This is a genomic window from Dyella sp. GSA-30, from assembly GCF_027924605.1.
Taxonomy (GTDB): Bacteria; Pseudomonadota; Gammaproteobacteria; order Xanthomonadales; family Rhodanobacteraceae; genus GSA-30.
In genome coordinates, this window is the sequence record NZ_AP027042.1 from 2926129 (window position 1) to 2952647 (window position 26519).

Consider the following 26519-nt stretch of genomic DNA (forward strand, 5'->3'; position numbering starts at 1 on the left):
ATGGTCTAGACTTGGCTCCATGAACGCAAACCCCACTCTCACCATCGGTGCCGTCGCCAAGCGCGTCGGCGTGGCTATCGACACCATCCGCTACTACGAGCGCGAGGGCTTGTTGCCCGAGCCGGAGCGGAGGGCGTCGGGTTATCGCAGTTACGACGAGGGCGCGGTGCGGCAGCTGCGCTTTATTCGTCGCGCCAAGGATCTGGGTTTTACCCTGGAGGAAATTCGCGATCTGCTGGCCTTGTCCGCCGACCGTCATCGCGGAGTCAAGGCGGTAAAGCAGCGCGCGGAACAGCGTCTGGCGGCGATCGATGCACGGATCGCCGAGCTGACGCGTGTGCGCAACGGTCTGGAGCAATTGGTCGATGCCTGCCCGGGACATGGTTCGCCGGACAAGTGTCCGATCCTGCGTGCGCTGGTCGATGAGGACGTTGCCGAATGAGCGCTACGCACAGTTGCTGTGGTGCTCATCAACATGTTCCAGCGCAGGCGACCGATCCGATCTGCGGCATGACCGTCGATATAGCGACGGCCAAGCATACGGCTGATCACGCCGGCCAGACGTTCTATTTCTGTTGCGCGCGCTGCAAGGAAAAGTTCGTCGCCGAGCCGGATCGTTATCTGCAGCCCAAGCAAGATGAGGCCGAGTCCGCGCCTCCGGGCGCCATCTACACCTGCCCGATGCACCCCGAAATCGAGCAGGAGGGGCCGGGGCATTGTCCGATCTGCGGCATGGCGCTCGAACCGATGCTGCCAAGCGCGGATGCCGGTGACGATGGCGAAGCAGTGGCGATGATGCGTCGCCTGTGGATATTGATCGGCTTGACGCTGCCGGTAGTGGCCGTGTCGATGGGGCCGCATCTGTTCGGTTGGCACTGGCCCTCGCCGTGGGATATCGGTGCGAGTTGGGGCGAGGCGTTGCTGGCAAGTATGGTCGTGCTGTGGGGTGGTGCAAGCTTCTTCGCGCGGGGCTGGCACTCGCTGCGCCCATGGCGACCGAATATGTACACTTTGATTGCGTTGGGAACGGGCGTGGCCTGGGTCTACAGCGTGGTTGCATTGTGTCTTCCCGGTTTGTTTCCGCCGGGTACGCTCGATGCGCATGGTCGCGCACCGGTGTATTTCGAGTCCGCCGCGGTCATCGTCACGCTGGTGACATTGGGTGACGTGCTGGAAGCGCGCGCGCGTCGCCGCAGTAGCGATGCCTTGAAGGCTCTCCTGGGTCTTGCACCCAAGACCGCGCGACGCATCGATGCGCATGGCGAGCATGATGTGCCGCTCGATCAGGTGCGCCAGGGTGATCGGTTGCGCGTGCGCCCCGGTGAGAAACTGCCGGTCGACGGCGTCGTGCTCGAAGGGGCCAGTCATGTCGACGAATCGATGCTGACCGGTGAGCCCTTGCCGGTCGTCAAGGCGGTGGGCGATGGGTTGACCGGTGGTACGGTCAACCAGGAAGGCGCCCTGGTCATGCGTGCAGAAAAGGTGGGTGCGCAAACTCTGCTGGCGCAGATCGTCGCGCAAGTCGCGCAGGCACAGCGAAGCAAGGCGCCGTCGCAGCGCCTGGCCGACAAGGTGGCAGCCTGGTTCGTGCCGCTCGTGATCGTCGCAGCGTTACTGGCATTCGCGAGTTGGTGGTGGCTTGGGCCCTCGCCACGCTTCGTCCATGCGATGTTGGCTGCGGTCTCCGTGCTGATCATTGCTTGTCCCTGTGCGCTGGGCTTGGCTACGCCGATTTCGATCATGGTGGCCAGCGGCCGAGCAGCACGCGAAGGCGTATTGTTCAAGGACGCCGCGGCGATCGAAGCCTTGCGTGGCATCGATACGCTGGTGCTGGACAAGACCGGTACTTTGACCGAGGGCAAGCCGTCACTCGATCGCATAGTGACCTTGGGCCAGGAGACGAGAGACAACGTACTGGCCATGGCCGCGGCGCTCGAGCGTTCCAGCGAACACCCGCTGGCGCATGCCTTGTTGGCTGCCGCAGAACAGGCGAACTTGAGCTTGCCGGACGTGCAGGATTTCGAGGCGGTGGCCGGTGGCGGTGTACGCGGCAAGATCGACGGTCGTGTGGTTGCGCTTGGAAGCACGGCCTGGGTCGAGACGCTAGGTGCTGTGTTCAGTGATGACGCGCGTGCACAGGTCCAGGCATGTCGCGATGGTGACGCAACGGTCGTGGTGCTCGTTCGGGATGGGCAGGCGAATGCCTTGCTTGCGATCACCGATCGCATTCGCAAGAACGCTGTCGAGGCGCTCGCCTCGTTGCGTGATCGTGGCTTGCACCTGGTCATGTTGAGCGGCGATCACCTTGCGACGGCGCAGGCGGTAGCACGTCAACTCGGTATCGACGATGTGCATGCCCAGGTATCTCCAACGGGCAAGGCCGAAGTGATCGATCAATTGCGCAAGCAGGGACGTCGCGTCGCCATGGCTGGCGATGGCATCAACGATGCGCCGGCCCTCGCGGTGGCGGATATCGGCATCGCCATGGGCAGTGGAACGGACATCGCCATGCATAGTGCGCAGTTGACCTTGATGAAGGCGGATATTGGGGCGATCGGGCGTGCATTGACCCTGTCGCAAGCTACGGTGCGAAACATTCGCCAGAACCTTTTCTTCGCTTTTGTCTACAACGCCGTGGGTGTGCCGTTGGCCGCGGGTGTGCTGTATCCGTGGTTGGGTGTGACGTTGTCACCGATGTTTGCTGCCTTGGCGATGAGCTTGTCGTCTGTTTCGGTTGTCAGCAATGCGCTGCGGTTGAATCGGCAGCAGTAACCGCGATTGAAAAGAAGTTCTGGAGTGAACCTCCGTATCCATCGTCATCCCGGCGCAGGCCGGGATCCATTCCTCGACTCCTGCTTGTCAGGCGACATATGGCAAGCATCTGCGCAGAGGAATAGATCCCGGCCTGCGCCGGGATGACGAGTAGGAAAGGTTTTTAGGCTCCTTGAAGCCGGGTTTGCAGAAAAGACGCTTTTCCAGACTAGCCAGGCATGACGCCTGTCACTCCCAACACTTGACGTCCGCCGCTGCCGCCGCTCCCGCGAATTTCGCATCATTCTCCCAGCACCATGGGGGTGCGGGAGATACCGTCATGCAAACCGTCAACGACACACGCAGCACGTTCGATAAATACCTGCCGCTGCTGCTCGGCGTACTGGCCGCGCTCCTGGCCGGGCGTATGCTGAAGAAGATGTTCTGGACTGCATTTGGGATGTACTGGGCGCTGCGCGCAACGGGCATCCACTGGTAAGCGCCCGATGGCTTAAACTGCGCGCTTGGAGTCCATAGGGAAGCGCGCCGATGTCCGATACGCAAACGTTGATCGCCCAGTATTACGCCGCATTCAACAGCGGCGACTGGGCCGGGATGCTCCAATGCCTGAGCGACGATGTGGCCCACGATATCAATCAGGGGCCGCGCGAGCATGGCCGCGACACATTCGAGGCATTTCTCGCGCGTATGCAGCGCAGCTATCGGGAACAGCTCAAGGACATCGTGATCATGGTATCGGCCGATGGCCGCCGTGCTGCGACCGAATACGTGGTGCACGGCGAGTATCTTGCCGATGACGAGGGGTTGCCGCCGGCCAGGGGGCAGCGTTATGTGCTGCCCGGTGGCGCGTTCTTCGACATCGACGGCGGCCGCATCACGCGCGTGACCAATTACTACAATCTCAACGACTGGATTGCCCAGGTCGGCGGAGCATGAGCGTTCGCGTCGTCACCTGCGTCGGCTCGGCGGTGGCGCCGTATGTCGACGACCTGGCGCGCCTGCGCATCGAAGTGTTTCGCGATTATCCCTATCTCTACGAAGGCGATGACGCCTATGAGCGGCGTTATCTGGAGGCCTATGCGGCCTCGTCGCGCAGCGTGTTCGTGCTGGCGCTGGACGGTGCCAAGGTGGTGGGCGCGTCGACGGGTATCCCTCTATCGGACGATGGCGAGGCATTTCATCAGCCATTTCGAGCGCGGGGCATCGCAGTGGATGACGTTTATTACTTCGGCGAGTCCGTCTTGCAGCCGGCGTATCGTGGGCAAGGTCTGGGGCATCGCTTTTTCGACGAACGCGAGGCCCATGCGCAACATCTGGGTGGCTATGCGATGACCGCCTTTTGCGCGATCGAGCGTCCCATTGACGATCCTCGCCGGCCAACGGACTATCGCAGCAACGACATGTTTTGGCACAAGCGCGGCTACGAGCGGCAGGACGCGATGTTTTGCACGCTAAAATGGACCGAGCTGGGCGACAGCGAGCAGAGCGAACACCGGTTACGTTTCTGGCTGCGCCCGTTAACGGTTTGACGCAGAGAAGGCTACATGTCACGCACGCTTGCTCAATGGCTGGAGTATCAGGAACGCGTCAACGTACGCAGCATCGAGCTGGGTCTGGACCGGGTCAGCGAGGTATGGCGCCGTATGGGCGCGCCGCGCGTGGCGCGTCATGTCATTACCGTGGGCGGGACCAACGGCAAAGGGTCCACCGTGGCTTTCCTGGAGGCCATGCTGCGAGCGGCCGGCTTGCAGGTCGGCTGCTACACCTCGCCGCACCTGCTGCATTACAACGAGCGCATCCGTGTCGACGGCGCGGACGCCAGCGATGAGCGGCTGGTGGCCAGCTTCGAGCGGATCGAGCAGGCGCGCGGCGAACTGCCGCTGACCTATTTCGAGTTCGGCACGCTGGCCGCGCTGGATATCTTTGCCCGCGCCGGGCTGGATGTCGCCGTACTGGAAGTGGGGCTGGGCGGTCGTCTGGACGCCATCAATATCGTCGACGCCGATGTTGCGGTGATTACCACGGTCGATCTCGATCATATGGACTGGCTGGGTAACGACCGCGACAGCATCGGCCGGGAGAAGGCCGGTATTGCGCGGGCAGGGCGCCCGGCTATCGTCGGTGAGGATGCACCGCCCGCGGGCCTGCTCGATACGCTGCACGCTCTAGGCGCGCAGGTGCAGCGTGCGGGGATCGATTTTCGTGTACAGCGCGATGCAGACGGTTGGCGCTGGATCCACAGCGATGGCACGGTGCTGAACCTGCCCGATCCCGCACTGGCCGCGCCCGTGCAATACGCCAATGCCGCGTCCTCCATCGCTGCCCTGTACGCGCTGCCGGGCAACGAGCCGTGGCAGCACAGGGAAGTTTTTGCCGATATCGCGGCCAAGGGCCTTCGCCAGGTACAGATCGCCGCGCGGCTGCAATCGCTGGGTGGCGACCCGGAGCTGATCGTCGACGTGGGCCACAACCCGCAGGCCGCGCGCGCACTGGCGCAGTGGCTGAACCGTAGCCGGGGTGGTCGCGTGCATGCGGTCTATGGTGCATTGGCGGATAAGGATGTCGACGGCGTCATCGCCGCACTGGGCGAGCGCATCGCACATTGGCATGTGGCCGGGCTGGATCGGGACACGCCGCGCGGCCTTTCGGCCGACGCGGTGGCCGACCGTGTTCGTACCGTCCTGCCCGACGCAAAGGTCGACCGACACGAGAGTGTGGGTGAGGCGCTGGCTGCGGCGCGTTCGGTCGCGCAGCCGGGCGATCGGGTGCTCGCTTTTGGCTCGTTTTTCGTGGCTAGTGCAGTGCTGGCTGAATCCGCGTAACGGGCCACGGGCGGGGCCGGCGTGCATCCGGCTATAATCGCGCCCGTTGTGTGCCGGTTGCATTGGAGTCCGACTTGAAAACACGCCTGCTGGGAGCCGCCGTCCTGTTTGCCTTGGCGGTGATATTTGTTCCGATGTTTTTCTCCAGCAACCCGCCGGCGACCGGCGGCGACAAAGCGGTGGACCTGGCTATCCCGCCTGCGCCCGATCGCGACATGCAGACCAAGACCATGAGCCTGACGCCTGGCGTGGCGCCCGGCAGCAGTGCAGCGGCGGCGCCCAAGCCGGCGGTGTCCGGTACGGCCGTGCCGGCCAGCTCCGACCAGTTGGCTACCGTGAATATCGGTTCCAACCGCCCGCGCGATGTGGAAACCGACCCGCAGGCCGGACAGAAGCCCGAGCCCACCACGGTGACCCGTCCCGGTTCCGCGCAGCCGGTGATCCCGGCACAGACCAAGCCGGCCAATGAGCCGGCGGTCAAGATTCAGAAGCCAGGTGCGCCGGCCGCAGCCGCACCAAAGCCGGCCGCGCAGGCGCCGGTGATCCCGGCGGCGACGCAGCAGGAGGCGCCGGCGACCGCGGCACATGGTCATTTCATGCTCAACCTCAGCGCTTACAGCTCCAGTGCCAGCGCGCAGAGCCTGATGCAACGTGTACGTGGCTTGGGTTATCCAGTGACCAGCAAGCCGATCAACCAGGCGGGCAAGTCGCTGACCTTGGTCACCGCCGGTCCGTTCGAATCGCGCGCCGCGGCCGAAGCGGCGCGTCTGAAGATCACCCAGGCCATTCCGGGGGCGCCGGCGCGCCTGGAAGCAGGAGCCAGCACGCCGTCCCAGGATGAGGCCGCTCCAGCTCCCGCCGCTGCCGCACCGGCCAAGGCCGCCGCGCCGCGAGCCGGCGGTTGGGCGGTACAAGTGGCCGCGATGGGCAGCCAGGGCGATGCCAATGCGTTGCGCGATAAACTGCGTGCCAATGGTTTCGACGGCTACGTGGATACGGTCAATGCTGGCGGCAAGCAGCTATGGCGCGTACGTGCCGGCCCGCAGACACAGCGTGACGACGCCGTGCGGATTCGTGACCAGATCAAAACCAAGCTCGGCATCAGCGGCAACGTGGTCAGCGCGCCCTGAACGCCGAATCGCCAAGGACAGGGGGTAGCGGCGGATGAATTGGGTCGACTGGATCATTCTGAGCATTCTGGGCATCTCAGTCTTGATAGGACTGTTTCGAGGCCTCATTTCAGAGATGTTGGGGCTGGTGATCTGGGCAACCGCGTTCTGGGCTTCCTGGGCTTTCGGTCCGTCCGTGGCAGCGTGGCTTGGCCAGTATCTGTCGATGCCGACGGCGCGGCTGTTCATCGGCTACGGCGGCGTGCTGATGAGTGTGCTGATCGTTGGCGCTATCATTCGCGCCATCATCAGCCGAATCATGTGGCGTACCGGCCTTTCGGGCATGGATCGCATGCTGGGCATGGTGTTCGGTTTTGCGCGTGGTGCGCTGATCGTGGCATTTATGGTGTTCCTGTTCAGTTTGACAGCGCTGGTGCATGAATCCTGGTGGCGACAGTCCAATCTGGTGCCGCAGTTCCAGGGGTTGGCAGGTTGGCTTGGCGCTCGGGTGCCGGCGAACGTCAACCACTATGTGGCGCAGTCGGGCGAGTTGCTGGACAAGGTGCAGGTGCCGCAGATCGACATGAAGAATTTTCAGCTGCCCAAGGACTTTCAGCTGCCTAAGCAGATGCCCAATCAATTGCCCAACAACTGGATGGAAAAGCTGAAGCAGGGTTCGCCGTTTGGCGCCCAGACATTCCAACCCCAGGCCCAGCCGTATCCGCAGCAACAGAATTCGGCACAACCCGTTCCCGCGACGCCAAATTCGGACGGCGCGAGCAATCGACCCGACCCTCTTCAAGTTCAATAGTAGGCAACAACCATGTGCGGAATCATCGGCATAGTCGGTACCACCGAGGTGGCATCGTCGCTCTATGACGGATTGACGGTGCTGCAGCACCGTGGCCAGGACGCCGCCGGCATCGCCACCGTGGACGGTGCGCGACTGCGTTTGCACAAGGGCAATGGCCTGGTGCGTGACGTGTTCAGTCAGACCACGATGATGCCGCTGCGCGGCCGCATCGGCATTGGTCACTGCCGTTATCCCACGGCCGGTTCGGAAGGCTCTTCCGAAGCGCAGCCGTTCTACGTCAATTCGCCTTATGGCATTGCGTTCGCGCACAACGGCAACCTGGTCAATACCGAGGCCCTGCGCCGCGAGATGTTCGAAGACGATCGCCGCCACATCAACACCGATTCGGATTCGGAAGTGCTGCTCAACGTGCTCGCGCACGAGCTGCAGATCCAGGACCGCATGGCATTGACGCCCGATCACATGTTCAAGGCCGTCGCCGGTGTGCATGCACGCGCACGCGGTGGCTATGCGTGCATTGCGCTAGTGCTGGGCTACGGCCTGCTGGCGTTCCGCGACCCGAATGGCATTCGCCCGCTGGTGCTGGGTGAGCGCGTCACCGCGGAAGGTCGCGAATACGCGGTGACCTCCGAGTCGGTGGCGCTCGATATCCTCGGCTTCAAGCGCCTGCGCGACGTGGCGCCGGGCGAAGCGGTGTTCATTACCGAAGACGGCCAGCTGTTCACGCGTATGTGCGCCGATGGTGCGACGCATGCGCCGTGCATTTTCGAGTACGTCTACCTGGCCCGTCCCGATTCGATGATCGAAAACGTGTCGGTGTACAAGGCGCGCCTGCGCATGGGCCAGAAGCTGGCCGAGAAGATCCTGCGCGAGCGCCCCGATCATGGTATCGAGGCGGTGATCCCGATTCCCGACACAGCCCGCACTGCTGCCAGCGCCCTGGCCGAAACATTGGGTGTGCCGTTCCGCGAGGGCTTCGTCAAGAATCGTTACATCGGGCGTACCTTCATCATGCCGGGGCAGGGCGAGCGCGTGAAATCCGTGCGCCGCAAGCTCAATCCGGTCGAGCTGGAGTTCCGCAAGAAGAACGTGTTGCTGGTGGACGACTCGATCGTGCGTGGCACCACATCGCGCCAGATCATCCAGATGGCACGCGATGCCGGCGCGAAGAACGTCTACTTCGCCTCTGCCGCGCCGCCGGTACGCTACCCGAACGTGTACGGCATCGACATGCCGGCCGCATCGGAGCTGGTGGCTTCCGGCCACAGCGAGAAAGAAGTGGAAAAGATGCTTGGCGCCGACTGGCTGATCTACCAGGATCTGGCCGATCTGGTCTGGGCCGTGCAGGACGGCAACGAGAAGATCAAGCACTTCGACACGTCCTGCTTCTCCGGCGAGTACGTCACCGGTCTGGACCGCAGCTACCTGCAGCAGATCGAAATGCTGCGCTCGGACGACGCCAAGGCAGCCCGCCGCACGGCATAAGCTCTGCTCCTTCTCCCCTGGCTCTGCCGGGGGAGAAGGCTTCAGATGAGGGGGGCTCTTGATCTCATCGACCAACGACCTGCACACGGCCGCGAAGCGCTGCCTCGATGCAACGGATCCAACCGAAAAACTGCGACTGACCCGCGAAACCTGGGCCGCGTTGCAGGCTGGCGCGTTGCGTGCCGATCCTCATTCGCCGCCGCCCGAGCCGATTGGTCCGCCTGGTCGTCCGGCGCGCCCACTGCTGGTCCCGCAGCGCCAGGTGCCGCATCGCGGCCTGGGCAGCGAAGAAGGGCGCGCCGCATTGGTCCATGCCGTCGCGCATATCGAATTCAACGCGATCAACCTGGCCTGGGACGCGGTCTATCGCTTCCGTGACAAACCCGATGCGTACTACGTCGACTGGGCCAGCTGTGCCAACGACGAGGCGCGACACTTTGCGATGCTCAGCGAGCGCCTTGCCGAGATGGGGCACAGCTACGGCGATTTCGACGCGCATAACGGCTTGTGGGAAATGGCCGAGAAAACCGCGCATGACGATACGGCGCGCATGGCGCTGGTACCGCGCGTGCTCGAAGCACGCGGCCTGGATGTAACGCCGGGCATGATCGAGCGGCTACGTGGCGTGGGCGACGAGCGCACGATTGCGATACTCGAAGTGATTCTGCGTGAAGAGGTGGCGCATGTCGCAGCGGGTAGTCGCTGGTACCGGCATTGCTGCGAACGCGATGGAGTCGACCCGCGGGAGACGTTCCTGGACTTGTTGCGCGACTACATGGGGCGCAATCTTCGCGGGCCGTTCAATGTGGCTGCGCGACTGGAAGCGGGGTTTGATGAAGGGGAAATGGCTGCGCTTGCGCAATTGGCGCTGATTACCTGAGAGTGCGCCTTGGCTCGCGGCCTTGGTAAATGCGACCAGGAGATATCTCGAAGCGCCCCCTCGGCGAATCTCCGAGGGGGCGCGGAGAAGTGCTGGCGAATTGCTGTGCCCTGAAATGAACCAGGAGGTGACTATGGATCCGGTTGTCGACCTTGCGCTGAAACCCTTTTTTCGCTACCTGCACCCCCAGACGCACGATTACTTTTACACGTTGAACCCTAACGGGGAGGGCGCGCCGGCAGCGGGCTATCGGTTCGAGCGCATTGCGTGCTTTGTTTTTGATCAGCCGCAACCCGGCATGACGAAGCCGCTCTATCGATGGGTCAAGGAAAACCCATTGATGCATTTCTATACGACCGACCCCAACGGCGAAAGGGCGGTCGCCGCCGGCTTTCGCAAGGACGATCCGCACTATATCGCCTGCCACGTGCTGGAAGTGGCTCCTCGTGGCACCGTGCGGCCCGTCAAGTTGCAGCGCTGGTATGCGACCGCTCTCAACGGTTCGCACTTCTACACGACCGATGAGCAGAGCCCTGGCCCCCTCTACGTTCGTGAGCACGTGGATATGGGTGATGTGTTTGCTTTCGATCAAAAGCGGTGGATGCATTACATCGATGGCAGCAAGAGCCTGGCCGCCTTGACGATTCCCGGAACTCACGACACGGCCACCTATCTTTACCCCGACTACGGCTACACCCGCTGCCAGGACCTGCCGCTGATGCAGCAGGTCGAGGAAGGGATTCGTTTTATCGATATCCGTCTCAAGTACGCCGACAAGAAGGGGAGCCGAGAATCGAAAAGCCGCGACGATCTGTGGTTGTTCCACGGCAACGTGTTTCTGGAGCGCAACTTCCAGCTCGTTCTCGATGCATGCAGTCAGTTCCTGGAGCGGCACGCTTCGGAATGCATCGTGATGCAGGTAAAGAACGAGGCAAAGACCTACCACCGCGACGATCAGTTCGAGGCGCGGATGCGCCAATACGTTGCGAGCAAGCCCGGCCTGTTTTCGTTAAGCGAGAATGTACCGACCCTGGATCAGGCACGGGGGCGCATCGTCCTGGTGCGTCGCTTCAAGAAGGCGGGAACTGGCCCATTCGGTATCGACCTGACCCAGTGGCCCGACAACCAGACGTTTCAGCGGACGGCGCCGGGAGGACCGATCTACACGGTGCAGGACAAGTACGAGTCCTATACGGTGGGGTTCAAGTCGTACAAGTTCGATCATCACGTCAAGCCGTTCTTCGAGGAGAAGGTGGTCAGGTACAACCGGCTTGGCGATCTGTTCATCAATTTTACCAGCGGGACCGGCGGCGTGTGGCCGCGCACGCTGGCGACCGGCATCGAATCGGGCGACAGCTTTCAAGGCACGAACCAGTTGCTGTTCGATTACCTCGCGCGCATGCCGCTTGGCCGCTATGGCATCGTCCCCATGGACTTTCCTAGCTATCCCTATGGAGGCGCGTTGATAAGACGACTCGTGTCCCTCAATGCGTTTTCCTTCCGGCGATAAAGAAAAGGCGTGGCGGAACATCCAGCTATTCGAACGGATGAAAAATGATCCGGCGGCCAGGCGCGGATCGACGTCGTGCTGCGGGCGCAAGCGCTGGCTTCGGATCTTGGGTACGCAGTCGAGAAGCTCAAAGAAAAAGGCCCTGGAACCAGTCGATTCCAGGGCCTTTTCTTATTTGGTCGGGGAGACATGATTCGAACATGCGACTTCTACGTCCCGAACGTAGCGCTCTACCAGGCTGAGCTACACCCCGCGGGAGCCGCATATCTTAATGGCGCTTTGGGGCCTTGGCAACTGGTTGGGCCGGGTCTTTTTTCCGGACCCGGCCGCACGGGCTTCGGGACGGTCTTCTGGTAACCTAAGCGGCTGCGCCAAACCCCTTTGTGGCGCGCTTTAACACGTGAAAAAGAGGATTCCATGGCGCTTACCCCGGCCCGTACCATGCCTGGCGTACTCGAGCTGTTGCCGCTCGATCAGATTGCTTTTCAGCGCATGCTGGACACGATTCGCCGCAACTATGAGCGCTTTGGGTTCTTGCCGGTGGAAACGCCGGTGATCGAGTTTTCCGATGTGCTGCTGACCAAGACCGGCGGCGAAACCGAGCGCCAGGTCTATTTCGTGCAGTCCACCGGTGCCTTGAACGCGTCGGAGAAGGGCGAGGAAGGCAAGCCGGAACTGGCGCTGCGCTTCGACCTGACGGTGCCGCTGGCGCGCTATGTCGCCGAGCACGAGCACGACCTGTCGTTCCCGTTCCGTCGTTACCAGATGCAGCGCGTGTATCGCGGCGAGCGGGCGCAGCGCGGTCGTTTCCGCGAGTTCTATCAGTGCGATATCGATGTGATCGGCAAGGACAGCTTGTCGGTGCGTTACGACGCGGAAATTCCGGCCGTCATTTATAGCGTGTTCCGCGAGCTGAACATCGGTCCGTTCACGATCCAGCTCAATAACCGCAAGCTGATGCGTGGCTTTTTCGAAAGCCTCGGCGTGGCCGATGGCGAGCAGCAGACGCTGGTGCTGCGTGAAGTGGACAAGCTCGATAAGCGCGGCGCCGACTATGTGCGCGAGACGCTGGTCGGTGAGCAGTTTGGTCTGAGCGCGGATGTCGCCAACAAGATCCTCGATTTCGTGCAGGTGCGCTCGACCTCGTTGCAGGACGCGTTCGACAAGCTCGATGCGCTGGGCGCAGGCCCGGAGGCGATGGAGCAGGGGCGTACCGAATTGAAGGAAGTGCTCGGCCTGATCCGTGATTTTGGCGTGCCCGAGTCGCATTTCGTGCTGAACTTGTCGATCGCACGTGGCCTGGACTATTACACCGGCACGGTCTACGAGACCACGCTCAACGATCACCCGCAGATTGGCTCGATCTGCTCGGGCGGCCGTTACGAAAACCTCGCCGGTCAGTACACCAAGTCGCATCTGCCGGGCGTTGGCATTTCCATTGGCCTGACCCGTCTTTATTGGCAGCTGCGCGATGCCGGTCTGATCAATACCGCGCAGAGCACGGTCGACGTGCTGGTGACGCAGATGGATGCCGCGCAGATGCCGGCGTATCTGGCGTTAGCCAGCGAGCTGCGTGGTGCGGGTATCGCCACCGAGGTGGTGCTTGACGGCGGCAAGCTCGGCAAGCAGTTCAAGTACGCCGATCGCGCAGGTATCCGCTTTGTGATCGTGCTGGGCGAGGACGAAATCGCCAATAACGTGGTCACGGTGAAGGACCTGCGTCGCGAAGACCAGTTCCAGGTGGCGCGCGGCGAACTGATCAAGACGCTGCGTGTCGAACTGGCGCAAGCAGCCATTCAATCCTGAGCCGACCTGGCGGCGTGAGATGGCGAAGGCCGCTCACGCTACAGACCGGTGCGGGTTTCCCAGAATATTTGTAGCGGTGCAGGCATGACGGCAAAAACGGTTCTTCTCGATGGCAGCAGCCTGACGCGTGAGCAGCTGGTGGCGGTCGCACGCCATGGCGTGAGCGTGGCGCTGGATCAGTCCCAACTGGTGCGCGTGCAGCGCGCGGCGGATTTTCTCGCCGACAAGGTGAGCTGCGGCGAGCCGACTTATGGCGTCACCACGGGTTTTGGCAGCAACGCCGACAAATTGCTCGGTGCGCATCGTCTGCGCGACGAACTGCCGGGTGGGCATCCCGACAAGCCCGAAGGCACGCTGCTCGAAGAGCTGCAGCACAACCTGATCATTACCCATGCGGTCTGCGTCGGTAAGCCGTTTGCCGCCGATGTCGTGCGCGCCATGCTGGTGATCCGCATCAACACCTTGATGCGTGGACATTCGGGTATTCGCGTGCAGACGCTCGAAGCGCTGACCGCGTTGCTCAACAGCGGCGTGGTGCCGGTAGTGCCGGAGAAGGGCTCGGTCGGTGCCAGCGGCGATCTTGCGCCGCTCTCGCATCTGGCGATCGTGCTGCTCGGCGGTGGCGAGGCCTTCTATCAGGGCAAGCGCATGTCGGGTGCCGAGGCGCTGAAGCTCGCGGGCCTGGAACCGATCCGTCTGTCGTTCAAGGAAGGCCTGGCGCTCAACAACGGCACGGCGCAGATGCTTGCTACGGCGGCGCTGACTCTGCATTCGTTGGAATATTTGCTCGACCTCGCCGATCTCGCTGCCGCGACGACGCTGGATGCCTTTGCCGGCCGCAGCGGTGCCTTGCGTCCGGAAGTGCATGCGTTGCGGCCGCATCCGGGTCAGGTCGACACGGCTGCGCACGTGCGCGAGCTGCTTGCTGGCTCCACCCTGGTCGATATTCCGTATCACCTCGTACCGCGCTTCAAGTCGTGGACGGCCGAGGCATGGAGTACGCCCGAAGACCAGGCGCTGAGTTTCGATATCGGTTGGGACTGGGTCCCGGCCAATCAGCGTCATGGGCGCGAGGCGTTCTACGCCCGTTTCCTGCCTTTTAAGGGTGGCAAGAAGCACCAGCCGCAGGACGCGTATTGCCTGCGCTGCATGCCGCAGGTTCACGGTGCGGTACGCGATGCGTGGGCACAGGCTTGCCGGGTGATCGATATCGAACTGAATTCGGTCACGGACAATCCGCTGATCTTCCCCGATGCGGAAAATCCGCAGTTCATCGAAGAGCAGGTGATTTCCGCCGGTCACTTCCATGGCATGCCGTTGGCGTTGGCGATGAGCTACGTCAAGGCCGCTATTCCCGTGCTTGCCTCGATCTCCGAGCGCCGCCTGAACAAGCTGGTCGATCCGGCCACCAACGATGGTCTGCCGGCTTTCCTCACCGGCAATGAAGACGGCACCGATTCGGGTTTCATGATCGTGCAGTACACCGCTGCCGCCCTGGTCAATGACCTGGCCACGCGTGCGCACCCGGCCAGTGTTTACTCCGTACCGACCAGCGCGAATGCGGAAGACCATGTTTCCATGGGTGCCAATGAGGCGCGTCATGTGCTGGAGATGATCGACGACCTGGGTCATGTGCTGGCGCTGGAGCTGTACACCGCGGCGCAGGCATTGGATTTCCGTCAGGCGATGCTCAATGCCGCACGCCGGGTTGCCGCTCGCGGTGACTGGAAGGCCATTGCAGGCAAGATCGCCAATGCGCCGCGTGAGGACAGTCCGCACTACGCGCAGTTTGTCGAAGAGGTGAAGCAGTTGATGGCGGCGTTGGCCGAGGTCGGCGACTTCCATGCTGGCGAGGCGGTGCGCGATGCGCATGCGGTATTGCGCCAGCAGATCGGGTTCATGGCGCGGGATCGGGCGATGGATTCGGATGTGCGGGTGGTTTGTGAGTTGGTTCGGGATCGGGCGTTTGGGTAGTTGTTGTTTTTGATATCGCCATTGCGCCGCACGCCCGCACGACTCCCGTAGCACCACAACTTCGTCATCCCCGCGTAGGCGGGAAGCGCTTTACAACAGCGAAGCTGGTCATCCAGTGCCTTCGGTGTTGGGTTGTCGCGAGAGCGTTGGACGCTCTAACTAGAAAGTCGCCTTCGGCGTGTTTCGCCGACCTGCCGGTCGCCGAGTTACTTTCTTTGCTTGTCCACGCACGCAGTGCGAACGGCGTTAGCCGGCCCGAAGGGCGGAGGGCCGTAAGGCCCGGAGTAAAGAAAGATAACCAAAGAAACGACACCTCTAGTCCGCCGTCGCTGCGCGACTGTGAGGTTTGGCCGGGCTTTTCGACAGAGCCTGTCCCGGACTTGATCCGGGAACATCCTTGTCCTGTCGAAAAGGACTCGGCGTCCATGCCGAGTCCCCCCTTCGGGGGCCTTATCGTCCAAACCTCACTCGGCTCCCGAGGGGGCCCGAAGAGCTGACCGCTCGCTGCGCATCGCTTGCCAAGGGCAAAGCTGCGCTGTGGGGATGTTCCCGCGAGCACCCGGCCCCCTCACCCCAACCCTCCCCCCCGGCAAAGCCAGGGGAGAGGGAGCAGGTAGCGAGAAGACGCAACACTTAGGTTCCCTCAGTCAGTCCCCTCTCCCCTGGCTCCGCCGGGGGAGAGGGCTAGGGTGAGGGGGAACGCTTTAAGTCCTCACTGCCACGACGCCTCGCGCACAAATCCGGCGCACCTCAGAAGCGCCAGAAGTGTCCCCTGCCGATTCGAGTAGACGGCACGAACGGTTTTATCTCTCAATGCTGCTCAGAGCCTTGGCTCTAAAGGCCATTCTCTCTTTGGTTACTTTCTCTTTACTCCGGACCTAAAGGTCCTCCGCCCTCCGGGCCGGCTTCGCCGTTCGCATGCGCTACGCGCAAGCGTGGGCCAGCAAAGAGAAAGTGACTCGGACGCCGGCAGGCGTTCGAAACGCCCGCTGCGTAAGCGGCCAGGTCGCCCGAACACACAGGCAAGGACCAAACACTGACACCACTGGATGACCAGCTTCGCTGTTGAAAAGCGCTTCCGGCCTGCGCCGGAATGACGAAGTAGGGGAGGCTGCGCAAGCGACCAGGTCGCCCGAACACCCAGGCAAGAACCGAGCACTGGCGCCACCGGGTTCCAGCCTACGCCAGAATGACGACATAAGGTTGTGTAGAAGGAATGCGCATCAACAAAAAAGAGGCGCACCAAAGTGCGCCTCTCTCCGATCGATCACTACCGATCAACCCACATCAAGTCCCGCGATGCGGATCCGAATCAAACGAAGCCGGCGGCTGATGATCTCCGCCACCATGATGCGGCAGCTTGCCCGACGGCTCGTCGAGCTTATCGCCCAGCAAGCGACGCACGCTCACATAGAACACCGGAATCAGCAGCAGGCCGAGGAAGGTGGCGAACAGCATGCCGCCGATCACGCCCGTACCGATCGCATGGCGGGAGTTCGCACCTGCGCCGGTGGAGACCGCCAGCGGGAACACGCCCAGGATGAACGCCATTGAGGTCATCAGGATCGGGCGCAGTCGCAAGCGAGAGGCCGTCACTACCGCGTCGAACAGCGACTTGCCTTGTTGCTGCTGTTCCACCGCGAATTCCACGATCAGAATCGCGTTCTTCGCCGCCAGGCCGATCACCGTGATCATGCCGATCTTGAAGTACATATCGTTCGGCAGGCCACGCAGCATGGAGAAGACCACCGTACCCAGCAGGCCCAGCGGTACTACCAGCAACACGGCGACCGGGATCGACCAGCTTTCGTACAGCGCCGCCAAGCACAGGAACACGATGACGATCGACAGCACCAGCAACAGCGTGGCCGAGTTGCCTGCCAGGATTTCCTGGTAGGACTGGCCGGTCCAGTCGGAGCCGAAGCCCTTGGGCAGGTCGTTGTCCACGATGCTCTGCAGCGCGCCCATGGCCTGGCCGGTGGAGTATCCCTTGCCTTCGCTGGCGACGATTTCCACCGCGGCATAGCCGTTGTAGCGGGTCAGTGCCGGCGAGCCCGTGCTCCAATCGGATTTCACCACGCTGGAGATCGGAATCATGTTGTACGGATTGACCGCCGAGCTGGTGTTGTTGTTGGCCAGCGAGCTGGGCGTGAACACGTGCTGCAGTGCGTCCGGACCCATGCGGTAGGCCTGGTCGGCCTGGATGTAGACGCGCTTCACGCGGCCGCCGTAGACGAAGTCGTTGACGTAGATCGGCGCCAGGGTGAGCTGGATGGCCGTATACACGTCGCTGACCGACAAGCCCATCGACTGGGCCTGCACGCGGTCCACCTTGATGTCCCACAACGGTGCATCGGGCAGGGAGTTCGGACGCGTGCCCAGCAGGGCCGGGTTGCCCTGGGACTTGCCCAGCACCATGCCCATGGCTTGCATCAGTTCGCCATGCGTCTGGCCTGCGCGAGCCTGCAGGTACATGTCGATGCCGCCGAACTGGCTGAGGCCGCGGATGGTGGGCAGGTTGACCACGAAGATCTGCGCGTCGCGAATGCCGTGCAGCACGCCGTTGGCCTGCATGATCAGCTCGTCCGCAGTGATCTTGCGCTCACTCCAGTCCTTGAGCTTGATGAAGGCCATGCCCGCACTTTCGCTCTGACCGACGAAGCTGAAGCCGCTGATCTGGTACATGCCGACGATATCGTCGTTCAGCGGGCTGTTCTTGATGCGCTCGCGCATCTCGGCCATCACCTGTTCGCTGCGCTTGAGGGTGGCGCCCGGCGGAAGGTTCACGATGGCCAGCGCAAAGCCCTGGTCTTCGCTCGGCACGAAGCTGGTCGGCAACTTGGTGTACAGGAAACCGGCCAGCACGGCGACCAGTGCGAATATGACCATCCAGCGTGGTGCATGACGCGTGGCGCTGCCGATGTGGCCGCTGTACGTATGCGTGACCCAGTCGAACACCTTGTTGAAGCCGCGGTACACCGCGTTCTTCTTCTCGTGGTGCGTTTCCTTGAGCATGGTGGCGCACAGCGCCGGCGTGAACGACAGGGCCAGGAAGGCCGAGAAGCCCATCGACACGGCAATGGTCAGCGCGAACTGCTTGTAGATCACGCCAGAAGCGCCGGCCTGCAAGGCCGAAGGCACGAACACCGCCGCCAGCACCACCGTGATCGCAACCACGGCGCCGGTGATCTGGCCCATCGCCTTGCGGGTAGCTTCCTTGGGTGGGAGGTGCTCCTCGGTCATGATGCGTTCGACGTTTTCGATCACCACGATCGCGTCGTCCACCACGATACCGATCGCCAGCACCATACCGAACAAGGTCAGCTGGTTGATGGTGAAACCCAGCGCGATCAAGCCGATGAAGGTACCCATCAGCGCGACCGGGATCACCAGGGTGGGGATGATCGTGGCGCGGATGTTCTGCAGGAAGATCAGCATCACCAGGAAGACGAGGATGATCGCCTCGATCAGGGTATGCACCACTTCGTTGATCGACACCGTCACGAACGGGGTGGTGTCGTACGGTGCGAACCAGCTGACGCCCTGCGGGAAGTCCTTCGCCAGTTCGTCCATCTTGGCGCGCACGGCGGTCGCCACGTCGAGCGCGTTGGCGCCCGGCAGCAGCTGTACGCCCAGGCCGCCCACCGGCTGACCGTTCCAGGTGGAGGTCAGGCCGTAGGTCTGCGGACCGAAGGACACGCGGGCCACGTCACTGAGACGTACCACCGTGCCATCGCTGTTGGCGCGCAGGATGATGTTGCCGAACTCCTCGGGCGTGGAGAAACGTCCTTCAGCCGACACCGTGGCAGTGAATGCCTGGTCATCCGGCGCCGGGTCGGCACCCAGCGAACCGGCAGCGAACTGCACGTTCTGGGTGGAAACGGCATTGAGCACCGTGCTGGCCGACAGGCCATAGCCTTGCAGCTTGTCGGGGTTCAACCAGATGCGTACCGCGTATTCGGCACCGATCACGCGAGTGCTGCCTACGCCCGGAATACGGCCAACCTGATCGGCGACCTGCGAGGCAATGATGTCGGCCAGGCGGTTGCCGTCGATCTCCGGGTTGGTGGACACCAACGACACGAACATCAGGAAGTCGGGGTTGTTCTTGGCCACCACCACACCCTGCTGGGTGACGGCGGTAGGCAAGCGTGGCTGGGCCAGCGAGACTTTGTTCTGCACCTGCACCTGCGCGATGTCGGGGTTGGTGCCCGTCTCGAAGGTGAGCGTGATGGTCCCCGAACCATTGGAGTTGGAGGAGGAGCTGAAGTAGAGCAGGTGATCGATACCGGTGAGCTGCTGCTCGATCACCTGGGTAACGTTCTTCTCCACCGTATCCGCGTTGGCGCCAGGGAAGGTCGCCGACACCACCACCTGTGGCGGGGCGATGTTGGGGTAGGACTCGATACCCATGTTCAGCATGGCGATACAGCCGACCATGGTGATGAGGATCGCTACCACCCACGCGAAAATCGGGCGGTCAATGAAAAAACTCGGCATATCGGTCGACTCCCGTTACTGCTTGCCGGCCGCAGGCTTGGCGCCCTGCGTACCGTTGGGCGGGCCGGCGTCCTTGCCCGGCTGCCAGGGCGCCGCCTTGGCGGGGGCACCCGGCTGGACGGACTGCAGGCCCGACACGATGATCTGGTCGCCGGCGGCGAGGCCTGCGGTGACGATCCAGTTGCCGCTGCTCAAGTCGTTGGCGGTGATGTTCTTGCGCTCGACCTTGCCCTCCTGGTTCACCACCAGCACGTAGCCGCCGGCGACATCGCGCGCCACGGCCGGCTGCGGCACCAGGTACACGTTGTTCTGCTGGCCGAGGTTCGCCTTGATGGTGACGTAGGTGCCCGGCAGCAGGCGCTTGTCCGGGTTGGCCAACTGCGCACGCAGATTGATCGTGCCGGTGGTCGGGTCGACTGTGGCGCCGGAGAAGTCGAGCAAGCCTTGCTGGTCGTACTTGCTGCCGTCCGGCAACACGACCTGCACGGTGGTCTTGGTCGGATCGCTGAGGCTGACGTTGCCGGCGGTCTGGGCGCGACGCAGGCGATCCAGGTCGGCGGCGCCGACCGTGAAGTTCACGTACAGCGGATCGAGCTGGTCGACCGTGGTCAGCAGGGTGGAGCTGACGCCGCTGTCGGCGTTGCCGTTACCCACGATGGCGCCTTCGGTGACCTGCTGCTGGCCGGCGCGACCGTCGATCGGCGCGGTAACGCGGGTGAAGCCGAGGCTGATGCGCGCACTTTGTACGGCGGCCTGGGACTGCTTCACCGCGGCAGCCGAGCTGCGCTCGCTGGCCTCGGCGGCATCCAGGTCCGATTGCGAGACATAGCCCTTCGGACGCAACGAACGGGCGCGTTCGGCGGCGTTGTGCGCGTTGACGTAGGTCGCCTGGGCCGAGGCGAGGTTGGCCTGGGCGGATTCCACATTGGCCTGGTAGACCGCAGGATCGATCTCGAACAGCACCTGGCCCTTCTTCACGTCCGTGCCTTCCTCGTACACGCGCTTGAGCAACACGCCGGAAACACGGGCGCGTACATCGGCGCTGCGGAAGGCGGAAAGGCGTCCCACCAGGTCCTTGCTGAGCGGGGCGCTCACGGGCTGGGCCTTGACGACGCCGACCTCCGGGGTGGGCATCTGGGGCGGACCTTGTTCCTTCTTGCCGCCGCATGCGGCCAGCGAGAGCAGGCCAAGGCACAGCAGGGGTGTGCGCAGTGACGAGGACTTCATGGGGACTCCATTCTTATTACGTAAACTTGGGGCGCCACCCCTCGCGGGGCGATGTTTAAATCGGACAGCTTACTGCGGCGCAACACGTTGCCCAGTGCCGTTGGTCGGGTGAACCATGGCGTGGGCGCACGGCATCGTGCCGTCCGGTTCGCTAGACGGTAGTAGACTACACCGTACAGTTTATAATTTGCCACGGATCGCGGTCTAGCCCCAGATAGGGGGGCAGCGCGGTTTTTCTGCGTATCGATGGCAGCAAGCATCCGCGGCTTCCGGCTGGGGAAGGGTGGGGCTAGGCATCGGCCCACCAGGGTGTGAGACGGATTCTGACGCAAATCAGTCCTGTGGGTAAGCGCCAAATGACTTGATATCGATCGATATCGATCTTTTTTTGCACTAACTGCCAAGAAAGCACACAGTCGACTGCGCTGTCCTTGGCTTCGCGCATCATCGTTTGTGTCATGCCTTCGTCGCATACATCGACAAATCTACCTGCATGAAGCCACAACATTGATGCAGCACAGCACGCATCACGGTGGATTCGCTTTCTTGCGAGGCGTATTCTTTTCCGGCTTTTTTCGTCTCCACTGACCAGTAGATGCCATGAATGCGATGCGTGCGTCCGGCGACCGTCTAATCCAGACCGTCGTACTCGAAGAACTCAAGAAGAATGGATTTTCAACGACGCGCCTTGAAGAGGCGCAATTTTTTATCGACGCTTTCTTCGCGCGCATTGGCGCCACCGACCTTGACCTGCATTCCAGTGCCGAATGGGCCACGCTGGTCGCCGGCCTGATCGACTTCATGCAGCAGCGCCAGCCGGGGCGTGCCTCGGTGCGTGTCGTCAACCCGGAAACCGGCTTCGCCGGCCGCAGCCTGGTACAGGTGGTGACCGACGACATGCCGTTCCTGGTCGATACGGTGACCATGAGCGTATCGCAGTGGCCGATCCATGCCGTGATCCATCCGGTCGTCAAGGTGACCCGCGATGCCGCCGGCAAGCTGCAACGCCTGGGCGACGACGGCGATGCTTCCGAATCGGTGATGCATTTCGAGATCGACCGCGTGGCCACCGAGGCCGAACTGGTGCAGCTTCGCACCCAGCTTGAAGGTGCGCTCGACGATGTGCGCGACGCCGTCCGCGACTGGGCGACGATGCGCGACAAGGCGCTGGCGATCGCCGCGGATCTGCCGCAGCGCAAACTGCCGCTGGATGCCGCCGGGGTCAAGGAGGGAACCGAGTTCCTGCACTGGCTGGCCGACGACAACTTCACCTTCCTCGGCTATCGCGAATACGAGGTCAAGCAGGCTGACGGCGAACAGGTGCTGTGCGCCGTCGAGGGCTCGGGCCTGGGCATCCTGCACAAGCGCGAGCGCTCGATTGCCCCGCGCTCGTTGCGCACCCTGGTCGCCAGCGAGCTGCCGCAGTCCGGTTCGACCGATGCGATCATCCTGACCAAGACCAATGCCCGTTCGGTCGTGCATCGTCCCGGTTACATGGATTACGTGGGCGTGCTGAAGTTCGACGACAGCGGCCGCCCGATCGCCGAGCAGCGTTTCCTGGGCCTGTTCTCGTCCAACGCCTATATGGCGCGCCCGCAGGACGTGCCGATGGTGCGTCAGAAGGTCGAGACGGTGCTGGCGCGTTCGGGCCTGAAGCGCGACTCCTATTCCGGCAAGTCGCTGCGCCACATTCTCGAAACGCTGCCGCGCGACGAGCTGTTCCAGAGCAGCGAAGACGAGCTCAACACCACTTCCAGCGGCATTCTCGAACTGCGCCAGCGCGCACGTACGCGTCTGTTCATTCGCCGCGACCGTTATGGTCGTTTCTTTACCTGCATCGTCTATATTCCGCGCGACCGCTTCAACACCGCGGTGCGCGAGCGCGTGGAAACCTTGTTGCGTGACGCGCTGCACGGCGAGACGGTCGATTCGGCCGTGCTGATGGGCGAGGCCGCACTGGCCCGCCTGCATGTCGTGGTGCGCCCGAAGATCGGTGACCACGCCGTGTACGACGCGCAGCAGCTGGAGCAGCAGGTCGCCGTGATCGTGCGCAACTGGCACGATGAACTACGCGACATGCTGATCCGCGATCGCGGTGAGCATGACGGTGTCGTGCTTGCCAACCGTTACGGCAAGGCCTTGCCGGCCGGTTATGTGGAAGACGTTTCGCCCAGCGTGGCGGCCGAAGACGTGTATCAGCTGTCGCAGCTCAAGGGCGACGACGCTATTCGGATGTCGTTCTACCATCCCGAGCATCGCCCGGAGGCGCTGCGCTTCAAGGTCTACCGTAGCGGTTCGGATCTGCCGCTGTCGGAAATCCTGCCGCAGCTGGAAAATCTCGGCCTGCGCGTGCTCACCGAGCATCTGTACGACCTGCCGATGGGTGATGGCACGCTGTATATCCAGGATTTCGAAGTGCAACCGGTCGGCAACCTCGCCTTTGGCGTGGAGCAGGTCGGCAGCCTGTTCGAAGACGCGTTCGAGCAGATCTGGCGCGGCAATGCCGAAAACGACGGCTTCAATCGCCTGGTGCTCGGTGCCAAGTTGAACTGGCGCCAGGTCGCCATGCTGCGCGGCTACTGCAAATATGTGTTGCAGACCGGCGTGGCGTTCTCGCAGTCGTATATGGAAGACGCGCTCAACCGCTATCCGGCGATTGCCGGCTTGCTGGTCGAGTTGTTCCTGGCCAAGTTCGATCCGCGTCGCGAGCAGCTGACCGTCGATGAATTGAAAGCCGCCGGCAACACCTTCACGGCCGAGATGCATGCGCTGATCCCCGAATCGATCCGTGCCGCCCAGCCGGCGCTGATCGACGGCATGATCGGTGCCATGGCGCGTCCGCGCGCCGAGCAGATCGCCGTGCTCGAAGAAGCCATCGGTACGCTGCTCGAAACCGTCTCCAGCCTCGACGAAGACCGCATCCTGCGCAGCTTCATGTCGTTGATCCGCGCCACGTTGCGCACCAGCTTCTTCCAGCAGTGGGATGGCGCGCATCGCGGCTACATCAGCTACAAGTTCGATTCGCGTCGCGTGCCGGATCTGCCCAAACCGGTGCCGTATCGCGAGATCTTCGTCAGCGCACCGCGCGTGGAAGGCATCCACCTGCGCTTCGGTGCGGTGGCGCGTGGTGGCCTGCGCTGGTCCGATCGTCGCGAAGACTTCCGTACCGAAGTACTGGGCCTGGTGAAGGCGCAGATGGTGAAGAACACCGTGATCGTGCCGGTCGGCTCGAAGGGCGGTTTCTTCGTCAAGCGTCCGCCGGTCAACGGCGATCGCGACGCGCAGCTGGCCGAAGGCATTGCCTGCTATCGCATGTTCATCAGCGGCCTGCTCGACATCACCGACAACCTGGTCGAGGGCAAGGTCGTGCCACCGCACGACGTCGTGCGCCATGACCAGGACGATCCATACCTGGTAGTGGCTGCCGACAAGGGCACTGCGACGTTCTCGGATATCGCCAATGCGATTTCGGTGGAGCACGGGTTCTGGCTGGGCGACGCATTCGCATCGGGCGGCTCGAACGGCTACGACCACAAGGGCATGGGCATCACCGCGCGCGGTGCGTGGGAATCGGTGAAACGCCATTTCCGTGCGCTCGGCCGCGACAGCCAGAGCCAGGATTTCACCTGTGTCGGCATCGGCGACATGTCCGGCGACGTGTTCGGCAACGGCATGCTGTTGTCCAAGCATATCCGCCTGCTGGCCGCGTTCGATCACCGCCATGTGTTCCTCGACCCCCATCCTGATACGGCGCGCTCCTTCGCCGAGCGCGAGCGCATGTTCAAGCTGCCGCGCTCGAGCTGGGACGATTACGACAAGTCGCTGATCTCCGCTGGTGGTGGCGTGTATTCGCGCACGCTCAAGTCGATTCCGATTTCGCCGGAAGTGCGTGCGGTGCTGGGCCTCAAGCCCGAAGTCACGCAGCTGGCGCCGAGCGACCTGCTGAGCGCGATCCTGAAGGCGCCGGTCGACCTGTTGTGGAACGGCGGCATCGGTACCTATGTGAAGGCATCGAGCGAAACGCATGCGGATGTGGGCGACCGCGCCAACAACGCGCTGCGCGTCAACGGTGGCGAACTGCGCTGCAAGATGGTGGGCGAGGGCGGCAACCTGGGTCTGACCCAGAAGGGCCGTATCGAAGCCGCCCAGCATGGCGTGCTGCTCAATACCGACTTCATCGACAACTCGGCCGGCGTGGATACCTCCGATCACGAGGTGAACATCAAGATTCTGCTCGACGATGCTGTGCAGCGTAACGAGATCACCGTCGAGGGTCGCAACAAGCAACTGGCGGTGATGACCGATGAGGTCGGCGACCTCGTGCTGTGGGACAACTATCGCCAGAACCAGGCGATTACCCTGATGGAGCATCAGTCGGTGCGTCGCCTGGGTTCGATGGCGCATTTCATCCGCATTCTCGAGAGCGAAGGCACGCTCGACCGTCAGGTCGAGAACCTGCCCAGCGAATCGGAGCTGACCGAGCGCAAGGCGCGCAGCCAGGGCCTGACCCGTCCGGAGCTGTCGGTACTGCTGTCCTACGACAAACTGCGCCTATATCAGCAACTGCTCGAATCGGACGTGCCGGAAGATCCGTACCTGTCCAAGGAACTGGTGCGCTACTTCCCGGCGCCCTTGCACGAGAAGTACGCCGAGCACATGCAGCGCCATCGCTTGAAGCGCGAGATCATCGCCACCGCGGTGACCAACTCGACCATCAACCGCATGGGCGCCACCTTCATGATGCGCATGCAGGAAGACACGGGGCAGGGCCCGGCGGCGATCGCCAAGGCCTATACCGCCGCGCGTGAAATCCTCGGCGCCCGCGACCTGTGGGCACAGATCGAAGCGTTGGACAGCAAGGTGGCCGAAGACACCCAGATCGACGCGATCATGCAGATCTGGTCGCTGCTGCGTCATCTGACACGCTGGCTGCTCAACCGTCCGGGCGGCACGCTGGATATCGCTGCCAACGTCGAGCGCTATCACGCCGGGGTGAGCGTGCTGAGCAGCGCATTGCCCGGCGTGTTGACCGCCACCGGTAATGCCGACTTCTCCACCAGCCAGGAAAAGTGGGAAGGCCTGGGTCTGCCGCCCGAGTTGGCGCTACGCCTGTCGCGTCTGCCGGTGCAGCGTCCGATGCTGGACATTGTCGAGGTGGCCCAGCAGAGCGGCCAGCCGATCGATCAGGTGGCCGGCGTGTTCTACGAACTGGGTGAGGCGCTGGATCTGGAATGGTTGCGCGACCAGATCGAGGCGTTGCCGGTGGACGGACACTGGCATGCACAGGCGCGCGGTTCGCTGCTGGACGAGCTGACCCATCAGCATCGCGCGCTCGCCTTGCAGGTGCTTGCCCTGGCGGGCAACAGCAAGGACGTGTCGCCGGTGCAGGCATGGCTCAACCGTGACGATGCCACGCTGAAGTACACCCGCAGCATGCTGGCGGAAATCCTGACGCAGAATGCCGACTATCCGATCGCCTCCGTGGCGGTGCGTCGTCTGGCACAGCTGGCGCAGGTGCCGCTCGGCTGATCGCCGCCGGCCCGTTCCAGGGGCCGGGCGATAAAGTGTGAAGGCGTAAGATCATTCCGGTCTTGCGCCTTCATGCTATCTGGGCTCAACT

General features: G+C 62.8%; 16 protein-coding genes and 1 tRNA gene. 14 read left to right on the forward strand and 3 right to left on the reverse strand.

Annotated features, from left to right (window positions below):
- Window positions 1–19 precede the first annotated feature (19 nt).
- From QMG46_RS12800 to QMG46_RS12850, 11 genes are all read left to right on the forward strand, one after another.
- Complete coding sequence (locus tag QMG46_RS12800) at window positions 20–442, forward strand: heavy metal-responsive transcriptional regulator (RefSeq protein ID WP_281848218.1); 423 nt, start codon at window positions 20–22, stop codon at window positions 440–442.
- Complete coding sequence (locus QMG46_RS12805) at window positions 439–2772, forward strand: heavy metal translocating P-type ATPase (protein WP_281848219.1); 2334 nt, start codon at window positions 439–441, stop codon at window positions 2770–2772. The genes QMG46_RS12800 and QMG46_RS12805 overlap by 4 nt, the downstream gene beginning before the upstream one ends.
- Window positions 2773–3091: 319 nt before the next feature.
- Window positions 3092–3250 carry a hypothetical protein gene (locus QMG46_RS12810; protein WP_281848220.1) on the forward strand — a complete coding sequence of 53 codons (159 nt, stop codon included), beginning with the start codon at window positions 3092–3094 and terminating at the stop codon, window positions 3248–3250.
- Window positions 3251–3300: 50 nt separating this feature from the next.
- On the forward strand, window positions 3301–3708 hold the full coding sequence (locus QMG46_RS12815) for a ketosteroid isomerase-related protein (RefSeq protein WP_281848221.1): 408 nt from the start codon (window positions 3301–3303) through the stop codon (window positions 3706–3708).
- A complete protein-coding gene (locus QMG46_RS12820; protein ID WP_281848222.1) occupies window positions 3705–4301 on the forward strand; it encodes a GNAT family N-acetyltransferase in 597 nt (198 codons plus the stop codon). Before QMG46_RS12815 ends, QMG46_RS12820 begins: the two co-directional genes overlap by 4 nt.
- Before the next feature lie 15 nt (window positions 4302–4316).
- A complete protein-coding gene (gene folC / locus QMG46_RS12825) occupies window positions 4317–5594 on the forward strand; it encodes a bifunctional tetrahydrofolate synthase/dihydrofolate synthase (protein ID WP_281848223.1) in 1278 nt (425 codons plus the stop codon).
- A 74-nt stretch (window positions 5595–5668) separates the two neighbouring features.
- Entirely contained in the window at window positions 5669–6724 is a 1056-nt protein-coding gene (locus QMG46_RS12830; protein WP_281848224.1) for an SPOR domain-containing protein, read from the forward strand.
- A 34-nt stretch (window positions 6725–6758) separates the two neighbouring features.
- Window positions 6759–7514 (forward strand): CvpA family protein, encoded by a 756-nt coding sequence (locus QMG46_RS12835; protein ID WP_281848225.1) that lies wholly within the window; start codon window positions 6759–6761, stop codon window positions 7512–7514.
- Between the two features lie 12 nt (window positions 7515–7526).
- Entirely contained in the window at window positions 7527–9002 is a 1476-nt protein-coding gene (gene purF / locus QMG46_RS12840) for an amidophosphoribosyltransferase (RefSeq protein ID WP_281848226.1), read from the forward strand.
- A 58-nt stretch (window positions 9003–9060) separates the two neighbouring features.
- On the forward strand, window positions 9061–9882 hold the full coding sequence (locus tag QMG46_RS12845) for a ferritin-like domain-containing protein (protein ID WP_281848227.1): 822 nt from the start codon (window positions 9061–9063) through the stop codon (window positions 9880–9882).
- A gap of 133 nt (window positions 9883–10015) precedes the next feature.
- A complete protein-coding gene (locus QMG46_RS12850; RefSeq protein ID WP_281848228.1) occupies window positions 10016–11392 on the forward strand; it encodes a phosphatidylinositol-specific phospholipase C in 1377 nt (458 codons plus the stop codon).
- Between the two features lie 176 nt (window positions 11393–11568).
- On the opposite strand, the gene QMG46_RS12855 is transcribed toward QMG46_RS12850, so the two are convergent.
- A tRNA-Pro gene (locus tag QMG46_RS12855) sits at window positions 11569–11645 on the reverse strand.
- Window positions 11646–11809: 164 nt separating this feature from the next.
- Between QMG46_RS12855 and hisS the strand changes: the two genes are divergently transcribed.
- Both hisS and QMG46_RS12865 read left to right on the forward strand, forming a co-directional pair.
- Window positions 11810–13198, forward strand: coding sequence for a histidine--tRNA ligase (gene hisS / locus QMG46_RS12860; RefSeq protein WP_281848229.1), 1389 nt, complete (start codon window positions 11810–11812; stop codon window positions 13196–13198).
- Between the two features lie 84 nt (window positions 13199–13282).
- Window positions 13283–15172 carry an HAL/PAL/TAL family ammonia-lyase gene (locus tag QMG46_RS12865; RefSeq protein ID WP_281848230.1) on the forward strand — a complete coding sequence of 630 codons (1890 nt, stop codon included), beginning with the start codon at window positions 13283–13285 and terminating at the stop codon, window positions 15170–15172.
- A gap of 1287 nt (window positions 15173–16459) precedes the next feature.
- On the opposite strand, the gene QMG46_RS12870 is transcribed toward QMG46_RS12865, so the two are convergent.
- Together QMG46_RS12870 and QMG46_RS12875 are read right to left on the reverse strand one after the other, a co-directional pair.
- On the reverse strand, window positions 16460–19672 hold the full coding sequence (locus QMG46_RS12870) for an efflux RND transporter permease subunit (RefSeq protein ID WP_281848231.1): 3213 nt from the start codon (window positions 19670–19672) through the stop codon (window positions 16460–16462).
- A gap of 15 nt (window positions 19673–19687) precedes the next feature.
- Window positions 19688–20899, reverse strand: coding sequence for an efflux RND transporter periplasmic adaptor subunit (locus tag QMG46_RS12875; RefSeq protein ID WP_281848232.1), 1212 nt, complete (start codon window positions 20897–20899; stop codon window positions 19688–19690).
- Window positions 20900–21499: 600 nt separating this feature from the next.
- Here QMG46_RS12875 and QMG46_RS12880 point away from each other — a divergent pair.
- Window positions 21500–26428 (forward strand): NAD-glutamate dehydrogenase, encoded by a 4929-nt coding sequence (locus QMG46_RS12880; protein ID WP_281848233.1) that lies wholly within the window; start codon window positions 21500–21502, stop codon window positions 26426–26428.
- Window positions 26429–26519 lie beyond the last annotated feature (91 nt).

Excerpts from the sequence above, each read along its gene's own strand:
- QMG46_RS12875 (WP_281848232.1), bottom strand. The coding sequence starts at position 20,899 with ATGAAGTCCTCGTCACTGCGCACACCCCTGCTGTGCCTTGGCCTGCTC.
- QMG46_RS12850 (WP_281848228.1), top strand. The coding sequence starts at position 10,016 with ATGGATCCGGTTGTCGACCTTGCGCTGAAACCCTTTTTTCGCTACCTG.
- QMG46_RS12865 (WP_281848230.1), top strand. The coding sequence starts at position 13,283 with ATGACGGCAAAAACGGTTCTTCTCGATGGCAGCAGCCTGACGCGTGAG.
- QMG46_RS12880 (WP_281848233.1), top strand. The coding sequence starts at position 21,500 with ATGAATGCGATGCGTGCGTCCGGCGACCGTCTAATCCAGACCGTCGTA.
- folC (WP_281848223.1), top strand. The coding sequence starts at position 4,317 with ATGTCACGCACGCTTGCTCAATGGCTGGAGTATCAGGAACGCGTCAAC.
- QMG46_RS12820 (WP_281848222.1), top strand. The coding sequence starts at position 3,705 with ATGAGCGTTCGCGTCGTCACCTGCGTCGGCTCGGCGGTGGCGCCGTAT.
- QMG46_RS12870 (WP_281848231.1), bottom strand. The coding sequence starts at position 19,672 with ATGCCGAGTTTTTTCATTGACCGCCCGATTTTCGCGTGGGTGGTAGCG.
- QMG46_RS12815 (WP_281848221.1), top strand. The coding sequence starts at position 3,301 with ATGTCCGATACGCAAACGTTGATCGCCCAGTATTACGCCGCATTCAAC.
- QMG46_RS12800 (WP_281848218.1), top strand. The coding sequence starts at position 20 with ATGAACGCAAACCCCACTCTCACCATCGGTGCCGTCGCCAAGCGCGTC.
- QMG46_RS12810 (WP_281848220.1), top strand. The coding sequence starts at position 3,092 with ATGCAAACCGTCAACGACACACGCAGCACGTTCGATAAATACCTGCCG.
- purF (WP_281848226.1), top strand. The coding sequence starts at position 7,527 with ATGTGCGGAATCATCGGCATAGTCGGTACCACCGAGGTGGCATCGTCG.
- QMG46_RS12835 (WP_281848225.1), top strand. The coding sequence starts at position 6,759 with ATGAATTGGGTCGACTGGATCATTCTGAGCATTCTGGGCATCTCAGTC.
- QMG46_RS12805 (WP_281848219.1), top strand. The coding sequence starts at position 439 with ATGAGCGCTACGCACAGTTGCTGTGGTGCTCATCAACATGTTCCAGCG.
- hisS (WP_281848229.1), top strand. The coding sequence starts at position 11,810 with ATGGCGCTTACCCCGGCCCGTACCATGCCTGGCGTACTCGAGCTGTTG.